Genomic DNA, 19,255 nt, shown 5'->3' on the forward strand with positions numbered 1-19,255 from the left:
AACGAACGCCCCAGAAAGACCTTGCTCTATCAGACCCCAGCGGAGAAGTTCGCTGAGTGTGTTGCAGCGATCGGTTGAACCCGCCGCGCAAAGCGGTCCGCACTACGCTGGGCGCAACGGTCGGCTTTCTTGCCAGTCATCCTGAAAGCTGCCAGGCCGTTAACGGCCCCGAACGAGACGCTCCTCGCTCGTCGCAGAGCGTCGTCAATGGTTCTACCGCGACCTTCCAATGTGAGACTGAAACACCGTCATGATCCTCCTTTCACCGTGTTAAGGTGAGCGAGGCGTTAATCGGGTGGAAATGTAGCGCCGCAGGTGGGACAAGAACATCGAAAAACATTGGAACAGATTTGAATGCTTTGCTGTCCCACTGGTTCCTAACTGCTTGATTTAGCTTCTTTTCCAAACATCCTCCGGGCCCACCATAACCATTGATTTTATTGATGAAAATATGCCTGGGCCCAAAACGTTTTGGGCCCGTTATGGGCCCAGAGAAAAGGGCAGCCGATATGCCACCCTGCGCATAGTCGGTTGATCTCACCTACTTGACGACGCGCAGGGCCGCTCGCTGCTTCATCGCATCTCATTTGGCCTCACGCTCGTTGATGGCGCGGGCTATGTCGACAGCCATTCGCTTCTTGTTGGCCTCTCGGACATATTCGTCCGTCACCGTCATGGAAGAATGCCCCATCGCCTCCATGATGGCGCGAGCTTGGATGTTGCATTCGGCAAGATACGTGCCGAAGGTGCGGCGTAGCCCGTGCAAAGTGTAGCCCTCCGGAATGCCGGCCTGCTTGTTCCAATGTGCCATCATGCCGGTGAGGCTCTTTTCCGCGAATGGACGCCCATAGGCATTCTTCAGCACCGTCCCGCCTTTCGAACGATCGAGCGGCGCCAACGCTTGCGCTAGCTTGTCGACGATGGGGATAAACATCTCGCGCCCGCCGTGACGGTTGCGGTTCTTCTTCTGCCGGAAATCGAAGGCCTCAATCACCTCTAGGGAGCCATCGAACAGTTCGATCTCCTCGAAGACCAAATCGTCCCATTCCAACGAGGCGATATCGCCGCGTCGGTTGCCGAGCCAGAAGCCGAGCGCGTAACAGGTGCGCGGCGGGGAGCCGATCGGATGGCGCGCCTCGAACTTTTCACGAATGGGGACCGGCCACGCGGGATTGGCGGTCGATTTAGGAATGCGGACGCGGATCGACAGTGAGGGATCGTCCTGCGGTTTGATCCATTTCTCAACTTCGATCCCCACCCACAGGAGCTTCTTGATTGCAACCAGCAGGTGCTTGGCAACCGTCCGGTTGGCGGCAAAGACGCTTTCGATAATCTCACGCAGATGGTCGGCGTCGAGATGCTCTACTGGCGTATCGCGCCAAGTTAGCGGATAGGCAGGATCGACCTGCATCCGAAGGAAGCGTTCAATAAGCCGGGCATTCTTCCGCTGCGTCGCTTCGTCAAAGTCCAGCCATTCCATCGTCGCCTCAAGTCGCCGCGCTGCATGACCGAATGTCTTTGGCAACGCCCGACCGGGTAGGTCGATAATAATTGCCTTAAGGCCCTGGCCTTGCGTCGCCCTTTCGTAGGCAGCCTCGAACTCCGGATCGCCGGGCTGACCGGGGAGGCGGATTTCGGGCATTCCTTTTGCACGATAACGATAGACTGTCTTTTCGTTTTTGAGGCGCGACGAAACGCCGGGGTAAGTGTCATCCTTGAATGGCCGGGCCATTAAACCCTCCTTCCAGTCTTCTACCGCCGCTTTTCCACATGCGAGGAGGCCTCCATCATAGCTTGAAGCGAAAGCGTTTTGCTTTCGAGGGCAACGCGTAGGAGTACCGGGTATGGGAAACCTCGACCTTGCTCTATGCCCTCGTATGTGCGTTTCGGTATTCCCAACACCTTGGCTGCACTTTCAGCAGTGAATCCCCCCTTCGCCCGCCAGGCTTTCACATCTCGCGCAAGCTTCTCATCCTCGTTCACGTCATCCCTTCCGCTCAGACGATGAACGTACTACGCCGACAGCGTATACGCAATGTGCGTAGTCTCTATCTTGTTGCAGCCTTCTGCTTACTCCGATCCAACAGTTCTTGGAGACCGCTATCTTTGTCTGGCAGCGAGGAGAAAGCGATATCGAGGGTGACACGATCCCAAATCGTACGACTGTTGATGAGCTTAGGCCTCGGCATGCGGCCATCAGCAACCATTTCGTCGAATAGCGTCGGTCCGATGCCGATATATCTCGCTGCCTCCTCACGAGAGAGCCCTCGAGGCGGGTATGAAAGCGCGTCATTGTTCATGGACGCCGCCTTGAACTTTTTGGTGCCGAAACAGCGCCATGAAAGACAAAGCGTCTGACCGCTTCAACAAGCCTCTACCCAGATCGGCGAGCCATAGTTGCCGTCCGCAAATCCACATCTCTGCACCATCCGATAATGACGAGATCGTGCTGCTCTATATGAGATGTCGTGTCATGTGGAAGTCGGCTGGCTAGCTCGTTCGGCAAAGGCGAGTAGCGACGTGCGCATCGGAGGGGTGACGGGCGGCGGAGTGTTTCGCTACAAACTTCGGGGGTTCGAGTCGCTAGAGCGCTACATCGCATCACCCACTATCAAAGAGGCGTTCTTCTGCTATCGGAGGTGACGTGCTCCCCTGAATTGTCCTCGGTTAGCCGATGCCCTCCGAAGGCAGAGGTCACAGGTTCGAATCCTGTCGGGTACGCCATTTTACCCATGTATTACAATAGCTTAGACGACGCTAAGTGAAATACGTTTACGCGAGGCAAGGAACCCGTAAGCAGTGGAGCACGCTTTGCCACCAACTGGCTGACGCCAATCGGTGCAATTTGCGTGGGATTACCCATTTTCTGCGGAAGCGATGCGTTCCGATGATCCAGCGGAACGGTTGAGCGTTGCTCGCGAAGGCAGCACTCAACCCGTTCAGTTCATCGTGGGTTTTGACGGCTTTGCCGCCATGCACGAACCCGCTGCGCGGCCATGGCGAGCAGTTGGCTGCCAGAGAGTGGGGGAGTCGTCATGAGGTGGAAGGGCCGTTGAAAGGCACGGCTGCGGCATCAGCCGCGGCGGGCGCAGTGTTGAAGATCCCTCCGGCGAAAGCGCTTCAGCGGTTGAGTCCGGCCATCAGGACGTACTTGACCTCGACATATTCCTCGATGCCGTAATAGCTGCCCTCGCGGCCGTAGCCGGATTGCTTCACGCCGCCAAAGGGGACCGAAGCCGTGCCGACCGAACCCGAGTTGAGGATGACCATGCCAGCCTCGATATCTCGCGACAGCCGGAAGGCGCGGCCGAGTGCCCGGGTGTAAGCATAGGCGACCAGCCCATATTCGGTGTTGTTGGCGCGCGCGACCACCTCTTCCTCGGTCTGGAAGCGATAGACTGCGAAGACAGGCCCGAAGATTTCGTTTTGCGCCATCCGCGCGTCGTCGCCGATGTCCGCGAGGATGGTGGGCTCGTAGAACAGGCCGCCCAGCGCGTGCTGCTTGCCTCCGAGCACCAAGCGGGCTCCATGCTCCCGCGCGTCGTCAACCAGCGCGGCCACCTTGTCGAAGCCGGTCTGATTGACCAGTGGCCCCACAACGAAGTCCTCGCGCATGCCGTCGCCGACCTCCAGCTTCGCCACCCGCTCCGCGAGCGCCGCGACGAACCGGTCGTAGACGCCGTCCTGCACGTAGATGCGGTTGGGGGAGATGCAGACCTGACCGGAGTTGCGCAGCTTGGCCGCGACGATCCCAGCAAGCGCCTCGTCGAACTCGGCGTCGTCGAAGACGATGAATGGAGCGTTGCCGCCCAGCTCAAGCGTCATCTTGGTCAGCGTTGCACCGCTCGCGGACGCCAACAGCTTTCCGACCGCAGTCGAGCCGGTGAAGGAGATTTTGCGGATGCGCGTATCACCGGTGAACAGCTCACCAATTTCCTTGGGGTTGCCCGTCACCATCTCGAACACGCCCTCCGGAATGCCGGCGCGGCGTGCATACTCTAGCAGCTTGTAGGCAGTGAGCGGCGTCTCTTCGGACGGCTTGATGATCATCGTGCAACCGGCGGCGAGCGCCGTCGCGATCTTGCGGCAGATCATCATGAACGGGAAGTTCCAGGGCGTGATCGCGGCGGTAGGCCCGACCGGCTCCTTCACGACCATCACCGCAGCGCCCGTAGCCTGGGTCGGGATCGTGTCGCCGTACACGCGCTTGGCTTCCTCCGCATACCATCCGATGAAGCCGAGGCCGTAATCGATTTCGCCCAGCGCCTCCGAGAGGCATTTGCCGTTCTCCTGCACCATGATCTCGGCAAAGATGCGCTTATCGGTCTTGACGAGGTCGAACCAAGCCCGCAGCAAGTCGCCGCGCTCTTTGGCAAGCCGGCGGGACCAGGTGGGAAAGGCCGCGCACGCGCGGTCGATTGCGGCCTTCACCTCGTCCAGGGACAACTCGGGCGCTTGGCCGACAACAGTGCCGTTGGCGGGATTGTAAACTGTAATCATGGGAGATTCCTTTGTTTGGATCGAGTGCGGCCATTACCGCCCGCGAGCCGGGTGTTGATTGCATCAGGTCGTCGGTTCAGGCTTGCTCGCGGTGGAACGTCAGGCCGACATGGTGGAGCACATCGTCGATGAACTCGCCGTCCGCCTCGAACCCGGTGTTGTCCCAGTAACGGATCTGGTTGCCCGTCACCTCGTAGCGGCCTTGGTAGGCGTGCTTTCGGTCGCCGCGCGCCTCGTCGTAGCGACCGTCGGGAAGCAGTTCCTGGCGGATGTAGCCGTCCTTGGTCACCCACATGCCCACGAAGGGCGAAGATGGTTCGCTTGCCATGCTCGTCTCCATTGTTCGGAAAGCGGCTCGCCATTGGTCGCCGTCTGGACAATGAAATAGCTTGGCGCGAGCGCCACCTCCAATATATCAACTATTATTTTTGATACATTTAATGTATCATGTTTCTTATGGAGTTACGGCACCTTCGCTACTTCCTCGCCGTTGCCGAGGAGCTGAATTTTCGGCGCGCGGCAGAGCGGGTTGGTATCGCGCAGCCGCCCCTGAGCAGCCAGATCCACGATCTGGAAGCCGAGCTTGGGGTACGGCTGTTCCGCCGGGTGCCGAAGGGAGCGGAACTTACCGAGGCGGGCGCGGCGTTCCTCGCCGAAGTCCCCTCGATTTTCGAGCGCGTCGACCAGGCTGTTCGCATGGCGCAGCGGGGCGGGCGCGGTGAGGTTGGACATCTCCGGGTGGGGTATACCGGCTCGACCTCCTTTAACAATCTTGTGCCCGAAGCGCTCCGTCAGTTCCGCCGGACCTACCCGGAGGTAGAGCTAACCCTCGAGGAGTTGAACAGCCTTCAACTCCTCGATCGGTTGACGCATCAACGGCTGGACGCGGTGTTCATTCGCCCGGGAAGGGAGCCAGTCTCAGGCGCTGCCGTGCTGTCCTTGCCGCCTGAAAGCATGATGATCGTCGTTCCGGCCGAGCATCGTCTCGCCCATCTCTACGCCGTAGAGATGAAGGACCTCGCCGGCGAGCCGCTGATCCTCTTCTCACGGCTTTTGGGCCCGGCGCTCTATGACGAAATAATCGCGGCGTGTCGCCGCGCCGGCTTCGAGCCCATCATCGGCCAGGTGGCGCCGCAAATAACGTCCATCGCCAATCTCGTGGCGGTGGAACTCGGCGTTTCGATCGTTCCGGCACGGATGGCGAACGCCGCTATCCCTGGTGTCCGCTTCCTTCCGATCAAGGGGGACGCGCCCGTGGCGCGCCTGGCGCTCGCCACCCGCTCGGAAGACCGAAGCGTCATCACGGCAAACTTTGTGCGCTTCGTGCGGCGCGCGGCGGAGAAACCCTGAATCGCTGCGGTGTCATTGAAGCGGTCTGAAAAACACAGATCGCGCAGAACGCGACAAGGGTTCCGCAAAATGTGCACGCAGGCCCCGAAATCCGTGCTGCCTAGCCTCCAGCCTGCCTGAGTGAGTGAGCGTCGGGGAACCGATTCCGCAATGTCAGACCGTGATGGGGGCGCGCCGCGCCATATAGGCTCGAATTGAAGACGCCCGTGATCCTATCGAATCCGCACTCGAGTGCACTTAACTGTCGGTCGAAAGGTCGAGCAGGACGGTCGGGATCAGCTCCGAGACGGTGGGATGTAAGGGGACAGCCCAGCGTAGCGTCTCAATGGGTTGGTCGGCATTCATCATGTCGAGGATGCCGTGGATCGCTTCATCGCCGCCGGTTCCGAGGATTGTCGCGCCCAGGATGCGGCGTGTCTCGGCATCTGCCACCACCTTCATGAAGCCTTGCGTTTCGCCTTTCTCCACTGCCCTGCCAACACGGGTCATCAAACGCTTGGCGTGAAGCAGCGGACGTCCGGTGCTGGCCGCGTCCGCGTCCGACCTCCCCACCCGTGCGGGCGGCGGATCGATGTAAAGGGCATAACCGGGCAAGCGCTGGGTAACGCGCCGATCTTCGCCGTCAAGCAAGTTGGCAGCGACGATTTCGAAGTCGTTGTAGGCGGTGTGGGTAAACGCACCGCGGCCATTGCAGTCGCCCAAGGCCCAAATGTTGGGGGCACTGGTCTGCAAGCGGTTGTCGACGACTACATAGCCGCGCTGATCCGTGACCACGCCTGCCCGGTCCAGGCCGAGATCATCGGTGTTGGGTCGTCGCCCAACGGCCATCAGGACATGGCTGCCGACCACCGCGGGCGCACCTTGGCTGCAATCGACCGAAACGGCGATGCCGTCATCATGGGGGCGGAAAGGCAATGCAGTCTGCGCCTGTGCGTACAGTGATGCCTTCGGCTTCGAGGATTTCGCGGACGGCGTTCGAGACATCGGCGTCTTCTCGCGCAATCAGCCGATCCATCCGCTCGACGACGGTTACCTCGGCGCCGAACCGACGGTACATCTGCGCGAATTCGAGACCGATGTAGCTGCCGCCCACCACGACCAGGTGGCGCGGCAGCGTGTCAAGAGCGACCATGTCGGTGTTGGTCAAGATCGGGACGTCGTGGATGCCTGGCAAATCAGGAACGAGAGCACGGCCGCCGACATTGATGAAGATGCTGGCGGCGCTAAGCGTCTCGTCATTGACAACAACAGTGTTGGCGTCGCTGAACCTGGCATGGCCGCGAATAAGCTCGACATTGGCCATGCCGGCCAGCCAATTCTCGTTGCCTGCCCTACCATCCGCAATGACCTTCTGCGCGCGCGGCAACGGTGGCCATCTCGACCGCCACTGATTCGCCTAGCCTGAAGCCATACTCGCCACCGCGGCGCGCTGTGGATGGCATAGGCACTGGCCGATCAGGGTTTTGGTCGGCCTGCAGCCGGTGTTGACACAAGTTCCGCCAATCTGATGCCGCTCGATGATGGCGACCTTCATCCCCTCGGCGCTCAGCCGACCCGCAAGCGGTGAGCCGGCCTGGCCGGCGCCAATAATGATAGCGTCAAACTGGCGGACCATTTCAGCTGGCCGCCTGGGCGGACTTGCGCCGCGCGCCGCTCACCGTAAGCCAGACAGCGGAGACGAGGAAGTAGAAGGCGCCAAAGGCCGCATAGGGCGCGACATTGGTGATGTCGATCATCGTCAAACTGCCCGCCATCTTCACAAAGAAAATGCCTGCCAGTGCCGACTGAGCGCCGCTCAGCACCATCGCCCACTGCGCCCCAGACTTCCAGCGCCGGACCGCGGTTGCGAGCTGAAAGACGCCCGACAGCACCGCCCAGACACCGAAGACCGCGAGCACCGCATTCATGCTTTTGCCGAGAGCAATGGCGACTGCCACTGTTGTGATGATGCTGATGACGAAGTTCAGCAGTTGGGTCTTGTTGCGGTTCAAGCCCCCGGTGCGCTGGCCGTCAATAAAGTTGGCCAGCGCATCCCAAGCCGGGTAGGCGACCAGCATGACGGCTGCCAGCGGAGGCACCACCTTGGCCACCGTGAAGGCCAAGATCACCCAGGCAGCCGAAACGGCAAAGCGTATGAAATAATAGCTCTTAAGCCAGGTGGTTGAGGATTGGATCAGGTTGTTTTCAATGTTGGCAAGCATTTCGATTTCTCCTTCGTGTTTGTTGTGACTACCTACTAGAAGGTAGATTGCGGGGCGTCAACCGCTTTTCTCGTGGGTCTCGAATTGACAAGATAGGTTTCCGAGAAACGAGCCCCGAATCCGGTTCAGTGATGAGAAGGACGCGGCTCCTCTTCCTAACGGCTTAGCAGCGTTGAAAACTCGCTGCCGACCGAGCGAAAGCCTCAACTCGGCTTGGAACCAAAACTATCGCCATCTGAATGGCGAAGGTACCGGCAGTAGCTGAGGGAAGCACCGGTGCAACCAGACGAAACTCCTTGGCCACGCTCCGGCCGGTGGTGCGGAGTTTCTCATCACGGGGCAGCGGACCGAGGCGATTGGCTTTCACCCGCCGCGCGATCCAGGCATTAAAGGCATCCGACGTTATCGAGTTGGTGCGGCAAATTGCGACGCCGGACGACGCCGATATCGGCCTGATGGCGGAAACCTTCTGTACCGTACCTGTAGTCGAGCGAGAGGCCATGTTCGGACGTCCTTATCAGCATCAAGGTCAGATCATCCGGCGCATTAGTCGGGTGCTTGCTCCCCCGAGGAGCCCCGGTGCCGCCGACAAACGTGCGGGCTGTGCTTACTGCTCAAAGGGCTCCGATGACTTCACATTGGCGGGACGACGCCATCTTTGCCGACAACCACCTGGTGACCGAGCACACCGCTCGCCGCCTTCTCAGCAACGATGAAGACCACAGCCCCCGATGCGAGATCGTCCTTTGTAGCTGCGGCGAGGGTAACCACCGGCGTGCCGTTGGGGATGGCGATCTTCTTCTCCTTGCCTTGGTAGGAGACGGTTACGGTCCGTCCCTGGATATCCTTGACAGCATCGGCCACCGTGGCGTTCGTCATGCTGCTATTGGGCTTGAGATCCCAGCCGTAACTTCCCTCGCCGGCACCCCGCAACTCCGGCGGGAAGATGAGAACCTCGAGCGCGCCGTCACCGCCCTCGGCCTTTGGCTGAGAGGCGATCCCGACAAAGTCGCCAGGCTTGATGTCGGTGACCTGTGCCCGTGCTACGGCCGAGATTTTCCAGCCGTCGACCAAAGCGACGTCAACTGTTGCGCCCTCCCGGGTCTTCACTTTCAGCACCGATGCACTGAAGGTCTCAATTGTGCCCCTGATATGGAGTTGCGGGGCCTTCTGGTCTTCCGCCTGCGCAGTGCGGGTTAGCAGCGGAAATGCAGCAAAGCCCATTGCGACAAGCGCGGGCAAAACTTTACGGATCATGATAGTTTCCTTACCTACTGGTTGGTAGTTACTCGACGTAGAATGAGACTTCGGTGGCTGGGGTCGCCGCCGCTGTCGCGCAAATAACTTGTTAGTGGACCTTCGCTGCCAAACGCTGGACGGTCGGCGTCAGGATGGCGTCAAAGAGGGCAGGGTTGCCATTGGCACGCGCCGACAGCATCGCGCCATGGACAATCGCCATGAAAATCTCCGCCTGCAGTTCCGCCGAGCCCGCAAATTTGAGAAGCCCTTGCTGGGCGCCGCGCTCCATGACCTTGGTCAGCCAGGACGATAGAAACCGGAAGTAAGCCCGGACCTCGGCGGCAACCTCAGGCGGGAGCGCCGGAAGTTCGCTGGCAAGCAGCGCGCAGACGCAAAACGGGATGCTCGCGTCTTCAATGCATTTTGCCCAGTGCTCAGCGTATGTTTGAAGCAATGCGAGCGGGTTAGGAAGTTTACTTTCCAGATCTGCCATGCCGACCTCCGCACGCTCTCGATGGCGCGCCACAAGAGTGCGAACAAGGTCGACTTTGCTGGGGAAATGATGGTGGATGCTCGCCTTGCGAATTCCCACTACCCCAGCGATATCGGCATAGCTGAATCCGTTGTAGCCGCCCGACACAATGAAGTTCCGCGCGGACGCTAGAATCTGGTCGGAGGTCATTCCAAGATTGCTCATGCTGCCACGTGCCCTTTCGCTGCATATCTGATTTAGCATGATACCTACCTTCTAGTAGGACCGTTGTCAATGCGAGATTGCCGAGGGGCATTGTCGGAGAATCCGGTGGGCGGGTTCCGTACCTCCGCTCGTCATTCGATAGTTCGGCAACTTGTCATCCGGGCAAGCCCGATTTCTCAGATGTGAGATGGTGAGGTTGGACCTCCCTCGCGGGCGCCCGAACTACGCGACCGTGACATTTAACCCGGGTTTTCACCCAACCATTGTCCGGCCGACGTAGATATCCGCTGCTCGCCAAGCTGACCTGGATGTCGGCGATGGGAGATCTGCGGTGGATGCTGCATGGCAGCTAACGGCCAAGAGCTACCGAGCGATCTGCGCCTCGTGGAAGCACAGAGCCAAACTTCGCCCGCTGTCCGGTGCGGGGCGGTACTGGCTGGGCACTCTATGGGGGCCGAGATAGCCAGGCATGCTCCGCCAGGAGCCGTGCTTATGTGGCTGGGACCATTGCGTGGCAGATCGGCTACGATAGGGAAGAGCGTCATGCCCTGCGAGGCTTCATCTGGAAGTACATTGATGGGCGCTGGCAAATGCTTTTTCATCAAGGGACACCCACTGGTCGGGGAGCTGGTGGCCGCTGACGTTGTGCTACATTAATCGAACGCTGCACTGAGGGATCTGAAGCTCACGCGTCGACAGAAATTGCCGATGGTTTTCGTCCGCGTTTCCTCGCCGCTGCGACTCAGCGCATAGTCAAGGAGTGGGAATAGGCGGGGCGGAACTTGGGCAACTTTCTTTCACTCGACGCCATCTACGTCGCGTTGGTATTCGTCATGCCGGGCTATATCATCGCGTCTTTTCGTGCTCACTTCATCACGGGCAATCGGCTCGACGGGCCGGACTACTTCGTCAGGCTGCTCACATTGAGCGCGCTTAATTTCACGCTCTCGGGATGGGCGATTTATCTCGCTATCGCTTGGGACGTCGGAGTCGAGATGCGATTGGCCGTCTGGCTGTTCGTGTTGCTCGTCTCGCCGGCGGTGATTGGGTTCATCAGCGGGATAGGCTCGAAGGCCGAATGGCTGCGAAGTATCTACGGGTGGTTCAGGCTGTCGCCTCTTCACATCATTCCGACATCTTGGGAATATCAGTTCTCCACCCTTCGGGAAACATGGGTTTATGTGGTCCTAAAAGACGGGACGACATTCGCGGGATACTGGGGAAGCAGGTCATTCGCGTCGTCGCGTCCAGAAGAACGCGACTTGCTCATAGAGCAGGTCTTCGAAGTACCCGATGACGGTCCATGGACTCCCACAAACAAGAGTGTTCTCATCGCCTCCGGCGAGATTCGAACGGTGGAATTCACACCCATCGAAAGGAACAAAGGATGACTGAAAAGACCAATGTAGCGTCGGGGCGCCCGCCTGCTGGCTCCGCCGAAAACAAGGGCTTCCAACCAAGCCGAACGCCATCGGGCGGGCGTGAAGGAGTTCAAGGCGGCTACCAGGGGCCAACCAGCGAGGGCGCCCCTGCCAGTCCACCAAGCGGCGGATCAAGTGGCGGCAAGAAGTAGGCATGGACGCCGATTGGGATCATGATGATATGGCGAGGCTGCTCGCCTTAGAACATGCGTTCTGCGCCCTCGCTCTGATCTCGGCCAGCAACTACGCCTATCTTGCCGAAAGCACACCAAGCGCGGCAGTCAAACAGTTCCGGGCGGCGATAGAAGGTTCCGTGTACGATTCAGGCCAAGCCTCAAAGGAGACGCAGGGGCTCATGAAACAGCATCTGAAAAGGATGTTCGATCATATCGCCCACATGGCCATCCATGCCGATCAAGGAGCGAGGAAGTAGGCCTCCAACGGAGGTGCCTTGCAAAACATTCGTCGGCATCGTCGACAAGGCGGCAATATTTGGCACTGGGCCAAGGGTACGGGATAGGACATTGGGGCCAGAATGCGCAACATGTTCATGACGCCGGTTGTCGGTCTCGGGATTTCGGGAGGCCAACTGACAGGGATTGCTTCAGCCGCTAGCGATGAATTAACTACTGCTTTGTCTGCCAACGGCGGCCGATACAATCTCGCCGAGCTGGGCCGCAGCTGTGGCTGCGGCAAAGAGTGGGCGGATCGACATCTGTGTCGCCAACGCCGGTGACGTGCTCGTAGAAGATTTCGCGACGTCCCTGGAGGATGATTGGCATGCGCAAGTGGATGTCAATTTACTGGGCGTAATGCGGACCTGGCAAGCCGCGTTACCCTTTATGGGAAGTGTAAATGGCGGTCGGCTCATCGCCGTTTCGTCAGCGGCTGGAGTAAGGGGAGAGCCGCATATTCCGACCTATAGCGCGACGAAAGCCGCTATTTCCGGATTGGTCCAGGCACTGGCGCTTAAGTACGCGCTCCGCTCCATCACTGTTAACTGCGTCGCGCCAGGCGAGATTGAGACAATGCTCAACCAGGAGGGACGGCGACAGGTTGCGGCCCTGACCAACGCGCCTCCTGAGGCGATCCTCCAGGAGCTCGTTGAAAAGCACATTCCGCTAGGCAGGCTCGGTCGCGCAGATGAGGTTGCGAAACTCATTGCATACTTGGCCTCACACGAGGCAGCATATATCACGGGCCAGACGCCCGTTCTGGACGGCGGCCAACTTCTGACCTGAGGCCCTCCGAATCTGCCAGCGGGTCAAAGTTTGTGCGATTGGTCCGAAATCGACCCATCCCAGCAAAATGACCTGCGTTTTCTAGATGGAATGGTTTCGCAGTCCATGTCAGGTTTCGGCGGAGTCTCATTGGGAGTTCTCGCTCAATCTATGAGCTGGAAGGCGAGTTGTGCCTGCTCATAGGTGCTATTGTCCTCCTTTTCCTCAGTCAGGTTTGTGCAGCCATGTATAGTCCAGCTATTTCAAGGCTGGAAAGACCCTTGGGCAACGCGTGCGGCAAAAGGCGGCCACGACGTATGAATGGGATCGTTGGGGGCCAATCGAGAATGTCGCGGCAGGAAGTAAGCTGGTGTGAAATGCCAGCATGATCCCATGGCAATTGCAGCTGCGATATCCTGTCTGGAATCGGACTTCTGCCGAACCGGAAATCATGACCCGACGGCGACATTCGTAGGCAGGGCCATGGATGACCCCTCAAAGCCCGCAATTATATCGCGTATGGACCAGTATCTGAGAGTGCGCGGGTTCGGCTTTGAGGCCGTTGAGATTGTCCTTGATCCAGCGAGCGGCTGCGCCCAGTTCGCTAACGAAATCGTGCGAAATCACATAATCCATGATGCCTGCCTCGAGCAGGTTACGGGAATGGTTCGTCAGTTCGTGGCCAACGAATACAGTCTCGTGCGCTTTGCCGGCCATCTCCAGAGCCTTTGCCACGCCCCGGTTCGCTCCGGCCACATTGTAGATCGCGGCAGGGTGACCATTTGCCTCGAAATAGCGCGTCAGCTGCTCGCATGTGGTTTCGGGTCGGTCATCCGAGATCACGCGCTCTTCAATCTTCAGATACGGAAAATCCGACCGTAGCACCCTGCGAAAGCCCATCTCACGCTCCTGCTGGCAGCGAAACGGTACGCTCATGACGATCAGGATATTGTTGCGCTCCCTCGGCAGGGCATTGCCGATCAGCAGCGCGGCGACGCTGCCAGCAGCGTACTGATCATTGCCGACATAAACCGAGCGGCGCGAACTCGGCAGATCCGTCGTCAGGCATATTACGGGAATCCCGATGGTACGCAGCTTGCGGATCGCGCGGTTGATTGCCGGATGCTCGCGGGCGATGATCACCACGCCGTCCATTCCCTCGCCGCGCTGCTCGATCTGCCGTGCGAATGAGGCGGGCTCAACCTCACTGGTGCTCACAAAAACGCCGTCGATCTCGATGCCCGCGAGCGTGCGATTGGCCTCAGCTGCGGCCGAAGCCATCGCGGCGTTGAACGTCTCGCCGGAATCGCTGACCAGCAGGATGCGGAGCGGAACGTCGCGCTCCTTGCTTTCGCTGCTAAGCTTTTCCAGTGCCACCAGCACGCGCGCTCTTGTCTTCTCCCGAACGCCGCTGCGGTTGTTCAGGACCCTGTCCACCGTCGCCGGGCCCACCTTGGCAAGTGCGGCAATTTCCTGGACCGTAGGACCTTTCCAAAGCCTTCCAGGGGCGCTGTGGGTCACCGGAGTCTCCTATGTTTGATGTAAAACACATCATTCAGGAAAAGTGAGCTGCCCGCAACCGCAATGTTTTGAAGAGCTTATATACGCTTTGTGCTGCGCAGCAAATTTTGATGCGATCTACATCGAAAATGACCCATCGCGCCCGTTGAATGATGTTGTTTCAATCGGAATACTTTGCATCGTCTAACGGAGGGAGGAGCCCCCATGAACATCAAGAGATTGGCGATGCTTTCGGCCGTGCTGGCCGCCACCGTGATCGCAGGCACAGCGGATGCACAGGACAGTGGCAAGCAGTACCGCTTCGTCATGGTCTCGCATATTGGATCGAACGATCCCAATATGAACTGGCTGACGCTGTCGCTGAAGGAGTTCGAGAAGAAATATGCAAACGTGAAGACGGAATACATCTCGACCAACAACTATTCAGTCCAGGAGCATGTCCGCCTTCTCGAGCAAGCGATTGCAACGCATCCTGATGGCATCGCGGTGCCAATCGTCAGCTCGGACGCGTTCGAAGGCCCACTGCGCAAGGCAATCGACGAAGGCATTCCAGTCGTTGCCTTCAACATCCCGGATAGCCGGCCAGCTGGTGAGCGCATCCCCTACCTGACCTACGTCGGCGGTGATGAGTATTTGACGGGCAAGAAGCTCGGCGAATACGCGATCGAACAGGCCAAGGAAGGCAAAATTCCGCAACCCAAGCATGTCGTCTGCGCCAGCCACGATTCCGCCCATCAGGGTCTCAAAGCCCGCTGCAAGGGTATGAAGGATGCAATGACGGCCGTTGGCGCCAAGTTCGACGAGTTGTTCATCGGTGCCGAGCCGGCCGGCGCACGCAACGCGCTGCAGTCGTTCCTGCAGGCCAATCCCGACACGAATTATATCTTCACTGTAGCCGGCTGGTCCGCACCCTGGGCTTGGAGCGTTGCCAACGAGATGAAGCTCGATCCCGATGTCGACGATAAGGGTATGACCATCCTGACAGTCGACGAGGGCCCAGTCTCGATTGAAGGCGTCCGCGCCGGCCACCTTCTGGCGACCAACAGCCAGGGCTTCTGGCTCCAGGGTTACGAGCCGATGGAGTGGCTCTACTGGAACAAGAAATTCGGCTACGCGCCGCAGAGCGACATCCTGACCGGGCCGGTCATCATCAACAAGGACAATGCCGATCAATGGGCCAAGCAGGTCCGGGCCGTGTTCGGTGACAAGGCCTACGACGAACAGAATACCTGGTAAGGGTTCCTCCCGAGAGGGGTGGCTTATTTCCTCGGGGAATGGCCGCCCCTTCTTTTATCCGCTTACAGCGGTTCCCGGAACAGCGGAACAAAACTGAATGAAACACCTTGTTCGCAGCCAGGGTTTTGGCGCGGTCATCGGCGTCGCGGTCATGCTTGCCGTCTTTACGCTTGTCGACTTTTCCGGCTGGTGGACGGTTCAGACCGTGTCGAACGTGACCCAGTTTGCATCCATCCTCGCCTTCGTCACGATGGGCGAGGCACTGGTCATTATGACCAAGGAAATCGACCTATCGGTGGGTTCGGTCTACGGGCTGGCGGGCGTTTCCTTCATCACCCTGGAGCCGCCACTTGGCGTTCCCGGTTCGCTGCTCTTGGCGCTTCTCATTGCGGCGCTTGCCGGCCTGGTCCAGGGCATTGCCGTGGTCAAGGGGCAGTTGCCGTCAATGATCGTAACCCTGGGCGGCCTCTTCACCGCGCGCGGCATCATCTACGTCTGGACGGGCGGATCAGTGCATAATTTCTCTCCCGACGCGCGCGCCCATCCGCTGACACGAGTTCTGGGCGGTGAGTTGTTCGGCGTCGAAGCCGCGATTTTCTGGATTGTGGCGATTGCTGCGCTTCTCGGCCTGATGTTGTGGGCAACGCCGTTCGGAAACCGACTGCTTGCGACCGGGGGCGGGCGGGAAAGCGCCGAATCGCGAGGCGTTCGGACCGAGAGGGTCAAGATCGTGACCTTCGTACTCTGCTCGCTGCTGGCTGGCTTTGCCGGGATCCTGACCTTGTGCAACCAACCGCAGACCCACGTGACGCTTGGCGAGAACATGGAGCTGGAGGCAATCTCCGCCGCGGTCATCGGCGGCTGTCTGCTCACCGGTGGCCGCGGTTCGATCCTGGGCGCCATCCTGGGCGCACTCATCGTGGTGAGCTTCCGCTACGAGCTGATTGCGCTCGGAGCGCCATCGTCCTGGTACATCACCTTCGTCGGCGTCGTGCTTATCGCGGCGGTAATCTTCAATCAGAGCCTGGCCCGGCGCCTCGGGCACAGCGTTTGACACGGGAGCGCGCCCGAATGACGAACGATCATCCCCTCATCCAGGTCAAGAACCTCGACCTTTACTTCGGCGCCTTCCATGCGCTCAGGAACGTCTCCGTCGACTTCCACGCAGGTGAGCTGGTAGGCCTCGTCGGGGACAACGGCGCCGGCAAGACGACGCTGATCCGTGTCCTATGCGGCATTCATGCGCCGACTTCCGGGGAGGTCTTCTTCGATGGCAGGAAGGTTGAGAAGTTCCATCCCAAGCTCGCCATAGATCAAGGCATCGAAACCATCCAACAGTCGGTGGGTCTTTGCGACAATCTGTCGATCGCCCGCAATTTCTATCTCGGGCGGGAGCCAGTGAAGCGCATCCTCGGCATTCCATTTCTGGATTTCGCGCTGATGCGCGAGAAGTCGGCCCGCGTCATCCGGCAGTTCGGACTTCGCGACAACGTATCCACTGACGATGAGGTGGAACGCCTGTCGGGCGGTGAGCGCCAGTCGGTCAAGATCGGCCGGGCGGTCGAATTCAAGAACCGCGTCGTCATCATGGACGAACCGACCAATCACCTGTCGGTACGCGAACGCGAACACGTCAATGAGCTTGCCGTGCAGCTCAAGGAACAGGGCCTGCTAGTGATCTACATTACCCACGACATCTTCCAGGTCCACAAGCTCGCGGACCGCATCGTCATCATGGAGAACGGCGCGAAGGTCGCCGACGCGTCGACTGATGCGATGACGGCCGAGGAGCTGGAGGAAGTCATCCGTCAGGGCGGTCGTGTGGTCGAGAAGCGGGAGACGGCCTGATGGCTTTGTCGGCCGCCAAACCCCTGATACGACGTCACGCCGAGGTCGGCATCCTTCTTATCGGCGCGGTCCTGGTCATCCTGTTCGCGTCGACCTCGGATGGCCGATGGGCCAATCTCTACAACATCGGGACGATCGTCCAGGTGACGGCCACACTTGGCCTGATGAGCCTGGGGGTGGCGCTGGTCATCGGAACGGGCGAGATCGACATTTCCGTGGGCTCGACGTTTGGCATGGGCGCGCTGGCCTATCTGTGGCTCGCAGCACATGTCGATCCGCTGGCAGCGGCCGCCGCCGCGGTCATCCTGGGTGCGGCTATAGGCCTACTGAATGGGCTGCTCGTGACCCGGACCGGCACGCCGTCCCTCATCGTCACGCTAGGGACGCTAATGATCTTTCGAGGCACTGCAATCGCGCTGACCGAGGGGTTCTCATTCTCCATTCCTTATGCCGCGCGCAAGGGATGGAGCTATTTCCTGCTCGGCGGTGACGATTTCCTCGACTTCAACACCGCACTTTACTGGCTGATCGCCGTAGTCGCCGTCCTACTGGTGATATTGAAGGCGACGCCTTTCGGCAACCGGCTGCTCGCCGTCGGCGGATCGGCAGAAAGCGCTCACTCCCGTGGCGTCCGCGTCGGTCGCATCAAGCTGTCCGCGTTCGTGCTGTGCGGAATGCTGGCGGCGTTCGCCGGCACGCTGGAGGCCGGCAAGCTCGGTTTCGCGGACGGGTCGATGGGTCGTCTCATGGAATTGCAGGCGATCGCCTCCTGCGTGCTTGGCGGGTGCGTGCTGGCCGGCGGCCGCATATCGCTTCTTGGAGCGCTGATGGGAGCCTTCGTGCTGTCGTCCATCCAATCGTATCTCGTCGTGATGGGCGTGCAGCCGCAATGGTTCGTGCTGATCCTCGGGGTGATCGTGGTACTCGCGGCCTATGGCGACAAGTCTCTTCGCCAATGGGCCCTCAGAAGATGAAAGCAGCAGCATGACCGTTAGAATTGCGATCGTTGGGGCCGGCATCATGGGGGCCGACCATGCCCGGATCGTGGCGGAGGAGTTGCCCGGAGCAACCCTGCAGGTCGTGTGCGACGCCTCACCCGAGCGGGCGAGGACAGTGGCGCAGGAACACGGCGCGGGCGACGTCACCACGGATCCGGTCGCGACCATCAAGCGCGGCGACGTCGATGCCGTGGTCATCGCCAGCCCCGACGACACCCACGCGCCCTTGTCGCTGGCCGCCATCGAGGCCGGCAAGCCTGTGCTTTGCGAAAAGCCACTGTCGCAGGACGCGAACGAATGCCTTCATGTGATCGAGGCCGAGGTCGCGCGCGGCCGACGCTTCGTCCAACTCGGCTTCATGCGCCGCTTCGATCCCTCCTACCGCGATCTGAAGGCGATACTGGACGATGGCTCACTTGGTCGCGCGATCATGATGCACAACTTCCACCGCAACGTGGAGGTGCCGGCGAACTTCACCGGTCAGATGGCCGTCACCAATTCGGCCCCGCACGAGTTCGACGTTGCCCGCTTTGTGCTCAGCACCGACTACAAGGCGATCTCCGTCTTCCAGCCTTCGGTCGTCGACACGACCAAGACCGGCGCGCCGGTCTTCATGGTGCTCGAGACGGACAAGGGCCAGCTCGTCAACATCGAGATCAACAACAATGCCGCCTATGGTTACGACGTTCGTGGCGAGCTCGTCGGCGAGAAGGGATCGGTCCTTCTGAATGCGCCCGTCTACACGCGCCGCAACGACCAATTGATGGCCTACGAGCGCTATGCTCCCGACTGGCGGCCACGCTTCGCGGAAGCCTACAGGCTTCAGGACAAGGCGTTCCTGGAATTCGTCCGTTCGGGCGTGTTTACGACAGTCGCGGCCGACGCATGGGACGGCTACTGCGCCGCGCGGGTGGCTGAAGCGGGAATCGAGGCGCTCGCTACCGGCGCGCGCGTGGGCATCACGATGGACGCCAGGCCGGATCTCTATCGACGCCCGAAGCTGCCATGAAGACCCCTGTCGCTC

At 59.9% G+C, this 19,255-nt stretch carries 18 protein-coding genes and 2 pseudogenes; 9 read left to right on the forward strand and 11 right to left on the reverse strand.

The genetic code is table 11. The features are described 5' to 3' along the window. Positions 1 to 583: 583 nt before the first annotated feature. From NKH01_RS28810 to NKH01_RS28825, 5 genes and pseudogenes are all read right to left on the reverse strand, one after another. Positions 584 to 1,732 carry a tyrosine-type recombinase/integrase gene (locus tag NKH01_RS28810; RefSeq protein ID WP_353023540.1) on the reverse strand — a complete coding sequence of 383 codons (1,149 nt, stop codon included), beginning with the start codon at positions 1,730 to 1,732 and terminating at the stop codon, positions 584 to 586. Positions 1,733 to 1,752: 20 nt separating this feature from the next. Next, positions 1,753 to 1,983 (reverse strand): helix-turn-helix domain-containing protein, encoded by a 231-nt coding sequence (locus tag NKH01_RS35360; protein ID WP_502912689.1) that lies wholly within the window; start codon positions 1,981 to 1,983, stop codon positions 1,753 to 1,755. 65 nt (positions 1,984 to 2,048) lie between these two features. After that, positions 2,049 to 2,300, reverse strand: a complete 252-nt coding sequence (locus NKH01_RS28815; RefSeq protein WP_353023542.1) for a hypothetical protein — start codon at positions 2,298 to 2,300, stop codon at positions 2,049 to 2,051. A gap of 820 nt (positions 2,301 to 3,120) precedes the next feature. Further along, positions 3,121 to 4,521 carry an NAD-dependent succinate-semialdehyde dehydrogenase gene (locus tag NKH01_RS28820; protein WP_502912690.1) on the reverse strand — a complete coding sequence of 467 codons (1,401 nt, stop codon included), beginning with the start codon at positions 4,519 to 4,521 and terminating at the stop codon, positions 3,121 to 3,123. Between the two features lie 55 nt (positions 4,522 to 4,576). Continuing rightward, positions 4,577 to 4,807, reverse strand: a pseudogene (locus tag NKH01_RS28825) (Atu4866 domain-containing protein); the annotation flags it as partial. A 149-nt stretch (positions 4,808 to 4,956) separates the two neighbouring features. Between NKH01_RS28825 and NKH01_RS28830 the strand changes: the two are divergent. Next, positions 4,957 to 5,850 carry a LysR family transcriptional regulator gene (locus NKH01_RS28830; RefSeq protein WP_353023659.1) on the forward strand — a complete coding sequence of 298 codons (894 nt, stop codon included), beginning with the start codon at positions 4,957 to 4,959 and terminating at the stop codon, positions 5,848 to 5,850. Positions 5,851 to 6,087: 237 nt separating this feature from the next. On the opposite strand, the gene NKH01_RS28835 is transcribed toward NKH01_RS28830, so the two are convergent. From NKH01_RS28835 to NKH01_RS28855, 5 genes and pseudogenes are all read right to left on the reverse strand, one after another. Then, positions 6,088 to 6,852, reverse strand: coding sequence for an oxidoreductase dimerization domain-containing protein (locus tag NKH01_RS28835; RefSeq protein WP_353023545.1), 765 nt, complete (start codon positions 6,850 to 6,852; stop codon positions 6,088 to 6,090). After that, positions 6,746 to 7,393, reverse strand: a pseudogene (locus NKH01_RS28840) (FAD-dependent oxidoreductase); the annotation flags it as partial. The pseudogene NKH01_RS28840 and the gene NKH01_RS28835, both read right to left, overlap by 107 nt. A 73-nt stretch (positions 7,394 to 7,466) precedes the next feature. Further along, the gene (locus NKH01_RS28845; RefSeq protein ID WP_353023547.1) at positions 7,467 to 8,051 is read right to left on the reverse strand and encodes a DUF308 domain-containing protein; all 585 of its coding nucleotides are present in this window, start codon (positions 8,049 to 8,051) and stop codon (positions 7,467 to 7,469) included. A gap of 633 nt (positions 8,052 to 8,684) precedes the next feature. Next, positions 8,685 to 9,308: a hypothetical protein gene (locus NKH01_RS28850; RefSeq protein WP_353023549.1), complete on the reverse strand. Its 624-nt coding sequence runs from the start codon at positions 9,306 to 9,308 to the stop codon at positions 8,685 to 8,687. A gap of 91 nt (positions 9,309 to 9,399) precedes the next feature. Further along, complete coding sequence (locus NKH01_RS28855) at positions 9,400 to 9,987, reverse strand: TetR/AcrR family transcriptional regulator (RefSeq protein WP_353023551.1); 588 nt, start codon at positions 9,985 to 9,987, stop codon at positions 9,400 to 9,402. A gap of 782 nt (positions 9,988 to 10,769) precedes the next feature. On the opposite strand from NKH01_RS28855, the gene NKH01_RS28860 reads away from it, so the two are divergent. The 3 genes from NKH01_RS28860 to NKH01_RS28870 all read left to right on the forward strand — a co-directional run bounded on the left by NKH01_RS28860 (position 10,770) and on the right by NKH01_RS28870 (position 12,649). Next, positions 10,770 to 11,378 (forward strand): DUF6338 family protein, encoded by a 609-nt coding sequence (locus tag NKH01_RS28860; protein ID WP_353023553.1) that lies wholly within the window; start codon positions 10,770 to 10,772, stop codon positions 11,376 to 11,378. A 184-nt stretch (positions 11,379 to 11,562) separates the two neighbouring features. Next, a complete protein-coding gene (locus NKH01_RS28865; RefSeq protein ID WP_353023555.1) occupies positions 11,563 to 11,841 on the forward strand; it encodes a hypothetical protein in 279 nt (92 codons plus the stop codon). A 250-nt stretch (positions 11,842 to 12,091) separates the two neighbouring features. Further along, entirely contained in the window at positions 12,092 to 12,649 is a 558-nt protein-coding gene (locus tag NKH01_RS28870) for an SDR family NAD(P)-dependent oxidoreductase (protein WP_353023557.1), read from the forward strand. A gap of 474 nt (positions 12,650 to 13,123) precedes the next feature. Here the strand turns inward: NKH01_RS28870 and NKH01_RS28875 are convergent, their stop codons facing one another. Further along, on the reverse strand, positions 13,124 to 14,149 hold the full coding sequence (locus NKH01_RS28875; protein WP_353023558.1) for a LacI family DNA-binding transcriptional regulator: 1,026 nt from the start codon (positions 14,147 to 14,149) through the stop codon (positions 13,124 to 13,126). A gap of 204 nt (positions 14,150 to 14,353) precedes the next feature. Here NKH01_RS28875 and NKH01_RS28880 point away from each other — a divergent pair, with 204 nt between their 5' ends. The 5 genes from NKH01_RS28880 (at position 14,354) to NKH01_RS28900 (ending at position 19,240) form a co-directional block, all read left to right on the forward strand. Continuing rightward, entirely contained in the window at positions 14,354 to 15,385 is a 1,032-nt protein-coding gene (locus tag NKH01_RS28880) for a sugar ABC transporter substrate-binding protein (RefSeq protein WP_353023560.1), read from the forward strand. A 97-nt stretch (positions 15,386 to 15,482) separates the two neighbouring features. After that, a complete protein-coding gene (locus tag NKH01_RS28885) occupies positions 15,483 to 16,439 on the forward strand; it encodes an ABC transporter permease (protein WP_353023562.1) in 957 nt (318 codons plus the stop codon). Positions 16,440 to 16,456: 17 nt separating this feature from the next. After that, entirely contained in the window at positions 16,457 to 17,233 is a 777-nt protein-coding gene (locus NKH01_RS28890) for an ATP-binding cassette domain-containing protein (RefSeq protein WP_254819833.1), read from the forward strand. Next, a complete protein-coding gene (locus NKH01_RS28895) occupies positions 17,233 to 18,207 on the forward strand; it encodes an ABC transporter permease (protein WP_353023564.1) in 975 nt (324 codons plus the stop codon). The genes NKH01_RS28890 and NKH01_RS28895 overlap by 1 nt, the downstream gene beginning before the upstream one ends. A 10-nt stretch (positions 18,208 to 18,217) precedes the next feature. Further along, positions 18,218 to 19,240, forward strand: coding sequence for a Gfo/Idh/MocA family oxidoreductase (locus tag NKH01_RS28900; protein WP_353023566.1), 1,023 nt, complete (start codon positions 18,218 to 18,220; stop codon positions 19,238 to 19,240). Positions 19,241 to 19,255: the final 15 nt, after the last annotated feature.

It is taken from the genome of Mesorhizobium sp. M1403, assembly GCF_040317695.1.
In the GTDB taxonomy this organism is placed as follows: domain Bacteria; phylum Pseudomonadota; class Alphaproteobacteria; order Rhizobiales; family Rhizobiaceae; genus Mesorhizobium.

Coding starts and splice junctions, on each gene's coding strand:
- NKH01_RS28815 (WP_353023542.1), bottom strand. CDS start 2,300: ATGAACAATGACGCGCTTTCATACCCGCCTCGAGGGCTCTCTCGTGAG.
- NKH01_RS28865 (WP_353023555.1), top strand. CDS start 11,563: ATGGACGCCGATTGGGATCATGATGATATGGCGAGGCTGCTCGCCTTA.
- NKH01_RS28845 (WP_353023547.1), bottom strand. CDS start 8,051: ATGCTTGCCAACATTGAAAACAACCTGATCCAATCCTCAACCACCTGG.
- NKH01_RS28895 (WP_353023564.1), top strand. CDS start 17,233: ATGGCTTTGTCGGCCGCCAAACCCCTGATACGACGTCACGCCGAGGTC.
- NKH01_RS28810 (WP_353023540.1), bottom strand. CDS start 1,732: ATGGCCCGGCCATTCAAGGATGACACTTACCCCGGCGTTTCGTCGCGC.
- NKH01_RS28880 (WP_353023560.1), top strand. CDS start 14,354: ATGAACATCAAGAGATTGGCGATGCTTTCGGCCGTGCTGGCCGCCACC.
- NKH01_RS28830 (WP_353023659.1), top strand. CDS start 4,957: ATGGAGTTACGGCACCTTCGCTACTTCCTCGCCGTTGCCGAGGAGCTG.
- NKH01_RS28900 (WP_353023566.1), top strand. CDS start 18,218: ATGACCGTTAGAATTGCGATCGTTGGGGCCGGCATCATGGGGGCCGAC.
- NKH01_RS28850 (WP_353023549.1), bottom strand. CDS start 9,308: ATGATCCGTAAAGTTTTGCCCGCGCTTGTCGCAATGGGCTTTGCTGCA.
- NKH01_RS28885 (WP_353023562.1), top strand. CDS start 15,483: ATGAAACACCTTGTTCGCAGCCAGGGTTTTGGCGCGGTCATCGGCGTC.
- NKH01_RS28890 (WP_254819833.1), top strand. CDS start 16,457: ATGACGAACGATCATCCCCTCATCCAGGTCAAGAACCTCGACCTTTAC.
- NKH01_RS28855 (WP_353023551.1), bottom strand. CDS start 9,987: ATGAGCAATCTTGGAATGACCTCCGACCAGATTCTAGCGTCCGCGCGG.